This window comes from Leptolyngbya sp. FACHB-671, assembly GCF_014695745.1.
Classification (GTDB): domain Bacteria; phylum Cyanobacteriota; class Cyanobacteriia; order Elainellales; family Elainellaceae; genus JAAUTN01.
The window spans coordinates 47,338-62,078 of sequence record NZ_JACJOV010000127.1; the positions used below are offsets into that span (position 1 = coordinate 47,338).

A 14,741-nucleotide genomic window follows, 5' to 3' on the forward strand; every position below is an offset into this window, starting at 1 on the left:
TCCGTTGGCGATCGCGGTGAGCAGGTGGGAAGTTATGAGTACAGTTCTAGTGGTAGAAGACAGTGTGACGCAGCGGGAGATGATTACAGATTTGCTCAAAGGCAGCGGATTAGACGTAACGGTCGCCAGCGACGGAGTCGAGGCACTAGAGCAAATTCAGGGAAAATGTCCTGATTTAGTTGTGCTAGACATTGTGATGCCACGCATGAACGGATATGAAGTTTGCCGCAGGCTTAAAGCTGATCCAAAAACTCAAAATGTTCCTGTGGTAATGTGTTCCTCCAAAGGCGAAGAATTCGACCGCTATTGGGGAATGAAACAAGGAGCCGACGCCTACATTGCCAAACCTTTTCAACCGACAGAGTTAGTAGGTACGGTTAAACAATTGTTACGAGGGTAGAATTATTGCGATAAAAGCCGTTTCAAAAAATAGCAGGTGTGATGATAGGCAACCCAGATTTCTTAACAGGTAGAGGTCAAGACCAAGTTCCAGAATTTCAGGAATTAGAGAGTCCTGAAGGTGAACTGCATCTGAGGTTTTTTGTGCCTTCAGGAGATGAATTTGCCTTACCTGCAACTGGAATTCGCGAAGTCATCTCATCTTCTTCCGACCGAATTACTCCCATCCCGAATGTTTCTCCCTTATTGTTAGGTACACTAAACGTTCGTGGAAGAGTAATCTGGGTCGCGGATCTCGGTCAATTTTTAGGAGATCCAACTCCTTTAAGCACAGATAGGCAAGACATTTCAGTGATCGCCGTCGAAGATCAAGACGCTATGCTAGGCTTAGCAGTTGACCGGATTTTAGGAATGGACTGGTTGGATGTTGATGAAATTCAAATACCAACCAACGTCCCAGACGGGATGGCTCCTTTTCTTCGGGGAGAGTGGTCAACAGGAAAAGAATCTAACCGATTTCTTAGACTGCTCGATCAGATAGCAATTCTTCGATCAGCACGGTGGGCAGCATGAACTTTTAGCATAAGCGGGTATTGCACGGGCAGGAGAAGGCAAATGGGATCAGGCACGGAGTACGCACAGGAATATCAACAGGCTGAGAAAGCCTACATGCAGGGCAGCTATGAGGAGGCCGCTGCCATTGTCGATCGCCTGGTTGAAGATTACCCAGAAGACCCAAACGTGCGTCTTTTACGGGGGCACATCTACTGCTATGGCTTACAGCAATACGAGGTGGCACTAGAGCAATATCAGTCGGTATTGGGACTCACCTCAGATGCAGAATACCTTGACTACGCCAATAACGGCATGGCTTATGCAGGGCAGTTCATCGGTGCTGGAGATCTCGATGAGGACGACATCGATGACTTTGCTGCCGATGGATTTACAGATATTGATGAGGACTTCGACAGCACCATGGAGTCTCAAGCGGCGTTTAATTCCGCTAACTTTGGTGCGCCTGCTGACAACTGGCAAGATTCGCCCGACCAAAATTTTGGTAGTGACTTTGACTTTGCCAGCCTTGATGTAGATAGCTCCGACGATGTACCAGTAAGTTCTGGCTATGCCGCTGCTAGCAGCACCTCCCCGTTTGACGACCCCTTTGCTAGTGGCGGAACAAGCCATGTAGCGGGTGAAGCCGAAGCCGAAACCTTTGACGATTTTGGTGATCCCTTTACAGTAGACGAAGACTCTTTTGACTTCTCAGGCAATTCGGACAGTGTTGATCCAGATGCAGCAGATATGCCCAGCATCTACACCAGCAGTTCGGGTTATGCCAGCGATTCAGGCTTTTCGACTGGCAGTAAGTTTGCTCCTCCCAGCGGCTTTGATGAATCTGACTATACGCCGCCTGATTTTCAGGATTCATCTGGGTTAAACACGCGTCCACCCACCGATGAAGAGACTCTGTTTATGGCTGCGGAAGAATCTGCGGCGACCTTTAAGCAAGAAGAAACGTTTGGTTACGCTGATCCAGACTCAGGCGAGTACAACGGTAGTTTCTATGACGATGACGATCGCACCTTTGTCTCTTCAGAAGGAAACGGCTATTCAGAAGGTTTCGATGAAAGTGACTTTGCTACCAACGAAGAGGTCGCGTTTGTCAGCGATTCCTCCGCAGGTGTAGGCAGTCGCAGCAATGTAGACTTTCTCGACGAATTTGACGAGTTTGATGACTTAGGCAGCATTTCCGACTTTGATTTGTCTGATAACTCTGCTGGCTTTGCTAGCCCCAACATCAGCTCTGGCTTTGGCAGTTCTAACAACAGCGATGGTGGCTTTGACTTTGGTGACAGTAGCGATCACTCGGTCATCCGAGAGGATGAGATCTTTAGTATCTCTGGCAGCTCCGAGCAGTTGCCAACGTTTGCCCATTCTGATAATCAAAGCTTAGATACCGAGGTCAATGTTGAACAGGGCGCTCTCAGTTTCCTGGAAAATACACCACTGGGTGGGAAGAAGCTGGTGGTGGCGATCGCCACCGGTGTCGTTTCCCTCTTAACCGTAGCCTTTATCCACTACGGCTTTAGACTCGTTACAACGAGAAATCAAAGCCTTGCTCAGGAAACCCGCGTCCAGATTGCTTCACAGCTTGATCGGGCAGCCCTGGCAGCGAGCCTGGCTGCTGGATTGGTCGGTGGCACAACTGCCTTTATCCTCGCTGGAGCAACCAACAAGCAAATCAAGCGCACAGCCGACGATTTACAGGCTCAGTTTGAAGCCGTATCCCACGGCGATTTGAGTGCGCGAGCAACAGTCTATTCTAAGGACGAATTTGGTCAACTTGCCGCTGGGTTTAACCAAATGGCGCGGGTAATTTTAACCACTACCAGCGAAGCGCAGCGCAAGGCAGAAGAGCAAGAACAGGCTAAAGAAGACTTGCAGCGTCAGGTGATTCGCCTGCTGGACGACGTAGAAGGCGCAGCTAGAGGCGACTTGACCGTACAGGCAGAGGTGACTGCTGACGTGCTGGGCGCGGTAGCGGATTCCTTTAACCTAACCATTCAGAACCTGCGAGACATCGTACAACAGGTGAAGATTGCGGCACGTCAGGTTAATAAAGGTGCAACGGAAAACGAAATTTTTGCGCGATCGCTTTCCTCTGACGCTTTGCGACAGGCAGAAGAGCTAGCCGTGACGCTAAATTCTGTGCAGGTGATGACTGACTCGATTCAGCGAGTAGCCGAAAGTGCCCGTGAAGCCGAGGAAGTGGCGCGTTCAGCATCAGCAACCGCCCTTAAGGGCGGCGAAGCGGTAGAACGTACCGTATCCGGTATTCTCGAAATTCGAGAAACGGTTGCAGAAACCACCCGTAAAGTGAAGCGACTGGCAGAATCTTCCCAAGAAATTTCCAAGATTGTGGCATTGATTTCTCAAATCGCTTCTCGTACCAACCTGCTGGCACTGAACGCCAGTATTGAGGCGGCGAGAGCCGGAGAAGCGGGACGAGGCTTTGCGATCGTGGCAGACGAAGTGCGACAGTTGGCTGACCGAGCCGCAAAAGCATCCAAGGAAATTGAGCAAATCGTCCTGCAAATTCAGAGTGAGACGGGCTCTGTAATGACTGCGATGGAAGAAGGCACGCAGCAGGTGATTGAGGGTACTCGGCTAGCAGAGCAGGCCAAGCGATCGCTCGAAGACATCATTCAGGTGTCAAACCGAATCGATGTACTGGTGCGATCCATCACCGCCGACACCGTTGAGCAGACCGAAACCTCCCGCAACGTGGCACAAGTCATGCAGTCGGTCGAATTGACGGCTCAAGAAACCTCTCAAGAAGCCCAACGAGTGTCTGGTTCTTTGCAAAGCCTGGTTGGCGTTGCGCGAGATCTGCTCACGTCGGTGGAGCGATTCCGAGTAGAGGCAGACCCCAAATAAGCCACTGTTTAGGAGTAGCTGAGAACCCTAGATATTAAGATTCAGGTAGTGCAAGAGTAGATTTACTTAGCTTTGATGTCGATTTAAATAGAATCGGGTAAAGTTAATCAAACAAAGACTGAATTTGAAGCTCAGTTAAAACTGGGGGCACACCACACCTGAGGTCGTCGCTTTGTCCCCATTGAAATGCACTCTAGTCGAGGGGCTTTGCCCAGATTAATCAGAGGGACACTGCTATGCTGTCTGAACAACAACAGCGGATTATGGGGTACTTCATTGAGGAGGCGAAAGACCACCTCAATACGATTGAGCAGGGTTTGCTGAATCTGCAAAGTACGATCGCTGACCCAGAAATGGTCAATGAGATGTTCCGAGCGGCACATTCCGTCAAGGGTGGGGCAGCCATGCTGGGGCTAAACGGAATCCAGCAAACCTCTCATCGCCTGGAAGATTATTTCAAAGTCTTAAAAGAATGCCCTATTCAGGTTGACCAAAAGTTAGAAACTCTGTTTTTGCGGGTGTTTGATACGCTTCAGGAATTGCTTGAACACCTGCAAGGACCGTTTGGCTTAACCGATGACAAAGCTGAAGAGGTGATGTCGGACGTGATGCCCGTATTCACAGCACTCAACGAACATCTGGGTCGGCTTGTTAGCCAATGTGGATCGGTGCCCCCAGAAGATGTTGATCTGGGGCTGGAACAACCTGTCGCCGCTGCTCCTGCTGCCCCCTCAAGGATGCAACCTGTCTCTGAGGAAAGCGCTCTGAGACTAGTATTTCAAAGTGATGTTCCGGCTCAGTTGCGAGAGATGTTAGGACTGTTTAAGCAAACAGACCAGCCTGTTAGCCGTGAACAGCTTCAGTTTGTATGCCGTAATCTGGCCCAAGCGGGAGAACAGTTTGAGTTAGCTCAATGGTGTGAACTGCTGGAACTTGCTCGGCGGGCGATCGCCCACTCCGACAACAGCTACCGCACCCTCGCGCCAACCGTTATCAAAGACATTAAGCAAGCCCAAGAGCTTGTTCTGTCTGGTCGTTCTGCCGAAATTTGCTGTAGCGAAAGCCTTAGAGCCTTATTGCCCGCTGAACCTGAACCCGCAGAAGGTCTGGACGACTTTGCAGACCTGTTGGCTTCAGTAGACTTTGACCGCAGCGATAGCGAACTGGAGCTACCCGACTTCGCGCTTGACACGGATGACGAGCCATTGACCGCTGCAGAATCTACCGAGCCAGACAATCTGTTTGACCAGGATGATAGCTGGTTCACCGAATCAACTTTCGTTGATGAATCAACTTCTGCTCAACAAGAGAGCAAGTTCTCGGAAGCTGACCTTGGGTTTGGGGAACCCGCTCCAGAGTACAACGATCCAGGTACAGATCTGAATCTAGGGCAACCTTCCAGTCCGTCACGATTCGCAGATCATACGGGTCCAGAAGTCGGTGCGGCTGAGCTAAACAGTTTAGCTGACCTGTTTGAAGGGGAAGTTCCCGATTTGGGAATGACCTGGCAGGAGGAAGTCGTGATTGTAGATGCATCTGGGGATTTCTCAGATGCGCTTGATGCAGATGCTTCTAGCGACTTTTCAGACCTGCTGTTTGACCAGGATGCTCTGGACGACGACCTGTCGCTGCAAACCGAAATTCAGGACGATGACGACCTGTCAGGACTATTAAACAGCAGTGAACTCTTTGGCGATAGTTCTGGAATGAGTCAGTCGTCAGCCTTGGATGATCCAGGCGACTTGATGAACGAAATGCCTGACCAGCCAGAGGGCGATCTAATCGCGAACCTCAATGTTGAAGCCATAGTTGAAGTCACAGACGAACTGTCTCTAGATTTCCTGGAAAGCGAATTTGAAAGTTCGGATCTGTCCGATCCCTTTGCCGATGTGGAAGTAGACGAACCAGACACCCAAAGTAGTCTGCCTAAAGCAAGCGGTGACCTGGAAAACCTCACGGATCTGTTTGCCGATCTGGATGAGGATTTCACGGCAGAAGCTTCTGACCCTTTCTCGTTAAACCATTTAGATCAGGCGTTTACGGCAGAAGAACCTGAACTAGAGCAACCAGATCAAGCTCCTGAACCGTTTGCTGAGTTCCCGTTTGGTGAACTCCCTGATCCCTTCTCAGACGAAGACGAACTTTCAGAAACCCTGTCTACTAATCAGACAGATCAGGCAGATGATCTGGTTCTGGAGTTGGACGACGTTGACCTAAGCAGCTTTGAGACAGATGATTTCTCGATAGACACAATGGAAATGGAGAGCGATCCCTTGCGGGTATCCCTCGGAGATCGCCCCTCCTCCGACTCCCCCGAATCTGCCGATGCCGCTCAAGACTGGGAAATATTGCAAGATTCCAGTGGCGACGATTCTCTCATTGATGCCTTCTTACACGACGATGCACCCGTTACCGCAGCAGCTCAACCTGCAGAGGATCTGCTAATTGAAGAAGATTTACCTCTGGAAGAGGAACTGCTGGTAGACACAGAAACGCCGATCGAAACCTTAGCCGATGATGCATCGCTATTCGTCTCAGAGCCGGATAATACGTCGCTGTTTGTCTCAGAGCCCGAGGCTCCGCCTGCCACAGATATACCCAGCGCAGAGCAAACAGCTTCTTCCGTATTTGATCCTTGGGACGAGGAATTTGAGGAATTTACTCAAACTCAGGGACAACCTTCCTCAATTCACGATTTCGATGCGGACGACGACTTTTTTGACTCATTCTCAGGAGTCTCTGTCACTCAAAGCTCGAAAAAGAATCAGGCAGATGCAGATCTGTTTGCCGATCCATTTGACGACCCTATTCCGGCTCAACCCGTGACGTCGTCCCAACAGGTCGTGCCGGCCGTACCGCAAGCAGAACCAGAACTTGATTACGCTACAGAAGATGAGGCAACCTCTGAGGCTTTTGATGACGAAGTACTCGAATCAATGGCCGCAACAGATGCCGCTGCCCTAGGAGGGGTTGTTGTAGAGGAGCTATTTGTAGAGGGCTTCGTCATAGACCTATCCGAGTCTGAGGACGAACCTGTTTCAGAGCCATCAGAGCCATCTAACTTTGTGGAAGGATTTACTTCCGACTCGTCTGACTTTGTAGAAGGATTTGTCTTTGACTCGTTTGACACAGAGGAAACTGAATCTGAAGCAGAGTTTGACGGACTGTTTGAACCTGAAGCCAACTTTGCAGCAGAATCACTGGATCTCACAGCCAACCCGTCTGACCTAGAAGAAACAGGGGAAGACCTGGAAGGACTTTTTGGAGAAGGGGAAGAAGCGATCGCTCCCTCTCCAACATCCGATCTTTCAGACGCTCCTTTAGACAGCGATACTGGCTTTGACAGCTTGTTTGAGCCAGAGATCACCGAATCGCTTGAGCCAGCTACCTTCGACCTTTCCTCAGAGGGGGAAGAAGCGATCGCTCCTTCTCCAACATCCGATCTTTCAGACAATCTTTCAGACAACGATACCGGCTTTGATAGCTTGTTCGAGCCAGAGATCACTGAATCGCTTGAGCCAGTTGCTCTCGACCTTTCCTCAGAAGAAGATACAGAGTTTTCTAGCCTGTTTGGCGAGACGGACGATGAAGCCGGTTTGAGCGACTTATCTGCTCCAGATTCATCTGGAACTGACGATGCCCTTTTCGATCTTGGCACCATCGAAGACTCAACAGAACCTCAAGGTTTCTCAGAAAACTTATTTGATCTGGAAGACACTACGGGACTAAATCTAGATCTGACGGAATCTGCCGCCGATTTAGACTTTGACCTGGGCACAGAAACGGCTGAAACAACAAACTTCAACCTGGATGCCGAAGAAACCGAAGATTTAGGCTTCAACTTGGATGCTGATAGTGCTTCGGATCTGGATTTCAACCTGGATACCGATGATACTTCGGCTCTAGACTTCAACCTGGATGCTGAAGAAACCGAGGATTTGGGCTTTAGTCTAGATGCTGAAGGAACTGAAGATTTAGGCTTCAACCTAGATGCTGATAGTACTTCGGATCTAGATCTCAACTTAGATGCTGAAGAAACTGAAGATTTAGGCTTTAACCTGGATGCTGATAGTGCTTCGAATCTGGATTTCAACCTGGATGCTGAGGAAGCTGAAGAAACCGAGGATTTGAGCTTTAGTCTAGATGCTGAGGATTTGAGCTTTAGTCTAGATGCTGAAGAAACTGAAGATTTAGGCTTCAATCTGGATGCTAATAGTGGATCGGATCTAAATCTCAACTTGGATGTTGAGAGCACTGAAGATTTAGGCTTCAACCTGGATACTGAAGGAACTGGGGATTTGAGCTTTGATCTGGATGCTGATAGTCCTTCGGACCTAGACTTCAACCTGGATACTGATAGCACTGAAAGTTTAGAAGCATTGGATGAAGCGATGCTTAGTCTTGATGACGGTGCAGATGAGCAGGAACAGGATTTTTCAGCCATGTTCGGTGAAGAATCTGGGTTAGATTTCGAAACCGAACTCTCTGCGGCGCAGGACGTAGAAACTGATGAGGCGTTTAGTTTTGATGAGATGAACGTCGGCGAAGACGCAGGCATTCTAAACGAGGAAACTTTTGACTTTGACCTGTTTGGCGCAGACGAGGAATTGAGTGAGGAGGCAATCACCTCCAACGATGCGCTCGCCTTTGATGAGCTAACAGACACTCCCACCACTGATGCCAACGACCTCGACCTCGGCGACCTGTCCTTTGGTTCAGAAACCGATCTGGAAGAAATTACAGGCGTTCCAGAAATCAGCGAAATGACTGAAGTAGACGTTTTGCCTGACCTTTCAGACTCCAGCCCGGAAGCAGTCGGGATTACTGAAGCGGACGACTTTACTGATTTGGATGCGCTGCTGGATGACGCTGATGAAGTGGATGAGGCGATCTCAGAGAGATACCCGCAGGGGGTCGCCCTTGATGCTGAACTCGATGCGATCGAGTCTGATGACTTCGCCGATTTAGATGCCCTGCTGGAAGAATCCACTGCATCCACTGACTCGGTTAAAGAATCAGTCGCACCTCTGCAAGACGATTTCGCCGACCTGGATACGTTGCTTGAAGATCAAGTAGCTGAACCCATCTCCCTCGATTTTGATGCTTCATCTTCAGAAGCGGTAGACGATTTCGCCGATTTGGACGCACTGTTGGGTGATGATTTTTCAGCCATATCGCCATCTACCCATTCAGCGAACCCAGCAGTAGAAGCCGTTGACGAATTCGACGACCTGGAAAAGCTGCTGGAAGATGCCGACCAAACTCTAGGCGGTTCACCGACTAGCAAGAACGCCCGCCGTCCTGCACTCGCGCCCAATCGCCGCAATACTCGTCGAGGCGGCGGAGTTCTTAGCGACCAGACGATGAGAGTTTCGGTGAAAAACCTGGACAACCTTAACAACCTGGTTGGGGAACTCGTCGTTAACCGTAATAGCCTGGAGCAAGGACAGGAACGCCTAAGACAGTTTCTCGATAACCTGCTCTACCAGGTGCAGCAATTGAGTGATGTAGGGCAACGGATGCGCGATTTGTATGAGCGATCGCTCTTAGAAAGCTCCCTGCTCTCCAACCGTAAAAGCTATCAGCTTTCCTCTCCTGGCAACGGCGGCTCCGCCATAACCCAAAACAGCCACTCCACAGGCTTAAGCTTTGATGCCCTGGAGATGGACCGCTTCACCGGCTTCCATACCCTTTCCCAGGAAATGATCGAACTGATTGTCAGAGTTAGGGAATCCGCCTCTGACATCGATTTCGTCGTCGATGAAACTGACCAGGTAACGCGCATGTTCCGTCAGGTCACGACGCAGCTTCAGGAAGGCTTAACCCGTTCCCGCATGGTGCCCTTCGCTCAGACAGCCGATCGCCTTCCCAGAGCCGTACGTGATATCTCTCTTAAATGCGGCAAGCAAGCTGAGCTAACCGTCGAAGGACGGGAAACCTTGATCGACAAGATGATCTTGGAACAGCTTTACGATCCGATGACACACCTGGTCAACAACGCTATTACTCATGGCATTGAAACCCCAGAAGAAAGGATTGCAGCTCGCAAGCCGCCCGTTGGACGAATCACCGTTCGCACCTTCCATCAGGGCAACCAAACCGTCATTTCGGTCACTGATGATGGCGCTGGCATCAATCCTCAAAAAGTCAAAGCCAAAGCACTGGAAAAAGGCTTAATTACACCAGCCGAATCTAGAGAAATGACCGAATTAGATGTCTATGACCTGCTGTTTCATCACGGCTTCTCCACCAAGGATAAAGCAGACGACTTATCCGGTCGTGGAATCGGTATGGACGTTGTACGTACCAGCTTGAATGAAATTCGCGGTGTAATTAACATTGATTCCACTGTAGGCAAAGGCACCACCTTCACCGTTCGTCTGCCGCTCACCCTCAGCATCTCTAAAGCGCTCTGCTGCATCAGCAACCGTGCCCGCATCGCCTTCCCAATGGACGGGGTAGAGGACATGCTAGACGTACCCAAAGAGCGGATTCAAACCGACAGCGAAGGACGCTCCTGCATCCTCTGGCGCGATACGTTGCTACCCTTCCAGCCGCTGTCAGAATTGCTGAAATACAACCGCAGCCTGGGTCGCGGTAGTGTGTACGGCGGCAATCAGGAAGAAGACATCGTTTCAGTGGTCGTGTTACGTAGTGCAGGCAACTTCCTTGCCCTCCAGGTTGACCAAGTGCTGGGCGAACAGGAAATTGTAATCAAGCAGCTAGAAGGACCAGTGCCCAAACCCGTCGGTGTTGCAGGTGCCACCGTGCTGGGGGATGGTCGAATCATGCCGATCGCCGATGTGCTAGAGCTAATCGACCTCTCCGTTGGACGGATTCGTCGTGAGGCAGGCAATGCCCTTTGGGAGAAAGAGCAAGAGCCACCCGCCGAACCGCTAGTCATCAAGACCGACCCAACGGTGCTGATTGTAGACGACTCCATCACCGTCCGCGAATTGCTCTCAATGACCTTCAACAAAGTGGGCTACCGAGTCGAGCAAGCGCGTGATGGTCAGGAAGCCTGGGAAAAACTCCGTTCTGGACTGCCCTGCGACCTGGTCTTCTGCGACATCGAGATGCCGCGCATGGACGGTCTAGAATTGCTCTCACGTATTCAGAAAGACCCTAACTTGGCGCATCTGCCGATCGCAATGCTCACCTCCAGAGGAGCCGATCGCCATCGCCAAATGGCCGTTCAACTGGGTGCCAAAGGCTACTTCACGAAGCCTTACCTAGAAGAAGCGCTACTAGATGCGGCACAACGGATGCTCAAGGGCGAGGTACTTGTCACCGGGGATAGCTAGTTTCATATTGCCTGATCAGGTTTAGGGGTGGGGCGATCGCTCCACCCTAAAGACACATCCACAAAAGCGATATTCATAGTTCCTAGTTCCCAAGCTCCAGCCTGAGAATTACCTAAAGAAGCTACAGCTTTGGCCATTACCTAAAGAAGCTACAGCTTTGGCCTTCTCCAAATTGAGAAGAAAGCCGGAGCTTCCAGTTCGGCATTACTAAGCTTCAGCTTGGCAACGAGTAAACGGATATCCACCCACACGTAGTCCGTCTGACTTCGGCTATCAAACAGACACCGTAGAATGGAATAAGGGACTATTAAGAAGTATTTAGGATTTTCATGGCGGATCAGTTAGTTCGAGCGACGGCAGCAGATGGAGGAATTCGCACCGTCGGCGTAATCACCACACGTCTTACAGAAGAAGCCAGACAGCGCCACAACCTTTCCTACGTTGCGACTGCAGCACTAGGGCGAACCATGTCAGCAGGGCTTCTGCTTGCCTCCAGCATGAAGCGACCCGAATCACGGGTGAACATTCGGATCAATGGTGACGGTCCATTAGGGGGCATCCTAGTCGATGCCGGATTAGACGGAACCGTGCGCGGTTACGTCGATAACCCAACCGTAGAACTTCCTCCTAGCCCAATTGGCAAGCTGGATGTGGGTGCGGCTGTAGGTCATAACGGCTACCTATATGTCGTTAGAGATGTGGGCTACGGCTATCCTTACTCCAGTACGGTAGAGCTGGTTTCTGGAGAAATTGGGGATGATGTCACTCACTATCTCGTTAGCTCTGAGCAAACTCCCTCAGCTCTCGTTTTGGGCGTGTTTGTCAGTGCTGAAGGGGTAACTGCATCCGGTGGACTACTGGTGCAGGTAATGCCCAAAGCTGCCAGAGATGAAGCCCTGGTGCAACTGTTAGAATCTCGCGTTGCTTCTCTAGCTGGATTTACCCCATTACTCAAAGAGGGTAAATCGCTGCAACAGATGTTTGAGCAACTGTTGGGCGATATGAATCTGGAAATTTTCCCAGAAACCCAAATGCTGCGCTTCCACTGCGGCTGTTCCTTCGACCGAGTCTTAGGAGCGCTGAAGATGTTGGGCAAAGATGAACTGCGAGACATGATTGAAAAAGACGACGGAGCCGAAGCCACCTGCCATTTCTGCAACGAAGTGTATCAGGCTAGCAGCGATGAGCTAGAGCAGTTGATTCGAGACTTGCAGGCAGAAGCAGGGGCTAGGGGGTAAAGGGGGTAAGAGACCAGGAACTAGGGGGATGCAGGAGCTTCGCTCTGCTAATGTCTGGGGACATTCAATCTTCCATTCTCTAGCCCCCAGCATCTAGTCTCTAGCCCCCAGCCTCTAGTCTCTAGCCCCCAGAAAGTGGCGTTTTCCTCCATTGAGGAGTAGGATTGCAACTATTGCGTACTGCTGCTCGACGATCTAGGTTGCTGCGCCATTGTTGTGGGCTGGGATATGAGTAAAGATTGGGGAACACCGGAGCATCGTCCAGATTTGGGGCGAGCACATCGAATTCCTAAAAAGCTGCCTAAAGTACCTGCGTCTCGCAAACGTCCGTTGCCTCGGCAGGGTCCACCTATGCCAAAGTTGCCTGCGCCTGAGTCTTCTTTGTTGCGTCCAACTGTCCAACCGATGCCGGGAGGGCGGCGATCGCCCCGTCCGATTCCACCCGCTGAGCAGTTGCCCTACGCCCAGCTTACGACAGCGCAATCGCCTCATCTTCCTGGTGCAGACTATCCAGAAGACCCTCAACAGGCAAGACAGCATAGATTACAGTTGCCCAAGCTGCGAGTTCCAACCAGTCTCAAGTTTTGGGCGATCGCTTCTGTAGTCACGCTGACTGGAGTTAGCATCGTTTCGGTTGCGCTATTGCTGAAGCTGCCTGCGGTACCAAACTGTCCGTCGATTTTCTGGCCGACTGCATCAGCATCTTTGCGGCTGTATTGCGCTCAACTGGCAGCAAACAAGCAAACGGCAAATGACTTGCTGGAGGCGATTGAGCTAATCAACAGTCTGCCTGCCGACCATCCCCTACGTCCAGAAATCAACCGCCACATTGAGGACTGGTCGCAACAAGTTTTGGACTTGGCAGAGGAAGCCTTTGATCAGGGTAAGTTTTCAGAAGCATTGGATATTGCCAACAAAATTCCTGCTGACACCTCTGCTCGTGCCCAAGTACAGGAACGGGTCGATCGCTGGAACGAAATTTGGGCAGAAGCGGAGAAGATTTACAAAGAGGCAGAAGCCGCCCTTCGGCAGCAGGATTTGCGAAAGGCATTTGATATTGCGGTTGGGTTGTTGTCAATCGATAACACCTACTGGAAGACCACCAAATATGACGAGTTGAACGGGCTAATTAATGCGACTCGTGAGGATGCAGCGAAACTCGCTGAGGCAAGACGGTTTATCGATCGAGGAGGTCTGTCCAACCTGAGCGAGGCAGTCAAGCTGGCAGAAGAAATTGGTGATGGCAGCTATGCCTATGGTGAAGCCCAAAAGGTAATTACTGAAGCGGGCAAAGGAATGCTGGAGCTAGCAGAATCAGCGTTAGATCGTCAAGATGCAGATGAGGCGATCGCCATTTTGCGTCGCATTCCCGAACGCGCCAACTTGGAGGCAGAAGCTCAAGATTTGACTCATCTAGCATCCGCTTATTCCCAATCGTGGGGCGGTACGGTTGCCGATCTGGAAGCTGCAATCGTTCAAGCACAGCGGCTGCAGCAGGGTCGTCCACTTTATGGCAGAGCACAGGAATTAATCACCCAGTGGCAGGCAGAGATACAAGACATCATGCGGCTGGAAACGGCAAGACAGTTGGCGCAACCTGGCTCTGTGGGAGATTTGCGAGCAGCGATCGCCGAGGCAGAGCAAATTCCGCGTGGCAATCCACGTCGGGCTGAGGCGAGAGAGGCGATCGCCGACTGGACTCGTGAAGCTGAGACGATGGAAGACAGACCCATCCTAGATACAGCCGATCGGTTTGCTAATAGCGGTGATCTGACATCAGCCATTGAGCAGGCTAATCGAATTGGGTCGGGTCGGGCCCTGTCTGATGAGGCTCGTCAGCGGGTGCGAGATTGGACAGATCAAATTCAGCGCACTCAAGACCAGCCTTATCTAGATCGGGCGAGAGAACTAGCTACCCTGGGCAACTTACCAGAAGCGATCGCCCTGGCAGAGCAAATTGGTCAGGGACGCGCCCTCTACGACGAAGCGCAGGCAGATATTCGCACCTGGCGTAACCAGACTCTGGGGCAAGAGCGAATGCAGCAGGCCTACGAGGCAGCTAGCATTAGCACAACGACTGGGCTGCTTGCAGCAATTCGTACGGCCGAGCAAGTTCCTGAGGACAGCCCAACTCGCCCAGAAGCTGAACAGATGATCAACCTCTGGAGTCAGCAGATTTTGCAGGCCGCCCAGCAGCAGGCTGGATACGATTTAGAGGGGGCGATCGCCACCGCTGAGAGCATTCCACCTCGTACTGAAGCTTATGACGCTGCCCAACTCCAGGCTCAAACCTGGCGACAACAGCTAACGGGTGAAGAGCTTTAGGCTGGGATAGTTTGTGCTTGGCACTTACCTTGGCACT

General features: G+C 51.1%; 7 protein-coding genes. 6 read left to right on the top strand and 1 reads right to left on the bottom strand.

Annotated elements, in window-relative coordinates; genetic code table 11:
- Positions 1-34 precede the first annotated feature (34 nt).
- From H6F93_RS16925 to H6F93_RS16945, 4 genes are all read left to right on the top strand, one after another.
- Positions 35-400, top strand: a complete 366-nt coding sequence (locus H6F93_RS16925) for a response regulator transcription factor (RefSeq protein WP_190642131.1) — start codon at positions 35-37, stop codon at positions 398-400.
- Between the two features lie 41 nt (positions 401-441).
- Positions 442-972, top strand: a complete 531-nt coding sequence (locus H6F93_RS16930) for a chemotaxis protein CheW (RefSeq protein WP_190642132.1) — start codon at positions 442-444, stop codon at positions 970-972.
- Between the two features lie 42 nt (positions 973-1,014).
- Positions 1,015-3,837, top strand: coding sequence for a methyl-accepting chemotaxis protein (locus tag H6F93_RS16935; protein WP_190682965.1), 2,823 nt, complete (start codon positions 1,015-1,017; stop codon positions 3,835-3,837).
- Between the two features lie 236 nt (positions 3,838-4,073).
- Positions 4,074-11,141, top strand: coding sequence for a response regulator (locus H6F93_RS16945; RefSeq protein ID WP_199313777.1), 7,068 nt, complete (start codon positions 4,074-4,076; stop codon positions 11,139-11,141).
- A gap of 2 nt (positions 11,142-11,143) precedes the next feature.
- Here H6F93_RS16945 and H6F93_RS34695 read toward each other — a convergent pair whose 3' ends face one another.
- A complete protein-coding gene (locus H6F93_RS34695; RefSeq protein ID WP_277882149.1) occupies positions 11,144-11,278 on the bottom strand; it encodes a hypothetical protein in 135 nt (44 codons plus the stop codon).
- 192 nt (positions 11,279-11,470) lie between these two features.
- Between H6F93_RS34695 and hslO the strand changes: the two genes are divergently transcribed.
- Positions 11,471-12,379 (top strand): Hsp33 family molecular chaperone HslO, encoded by a 909-nt coding sequence (gene hslO / locus H6F93_RS16950; protein ID WP_190642134.1) that lies wholly within the window; start codon positions 11,471-11,473, stop codon positions 12,377-12,379.
- Positions 12,380-12,607: 228 nt separating this feature from the next.
- Positions 12,608-14,704 (top strand): coiled-coil domain-containing protein, encoded by a 2,097-nt coding sequence (locus H6F93_RS16955; RefSeq protein WP_190682968.1) that lies wholly within the window; start codon positions 12,608-12,610, stop codon positions 14,702-14,704.
- Positions 14,705-14,741 lie beyond the last annotated feature (37 nt).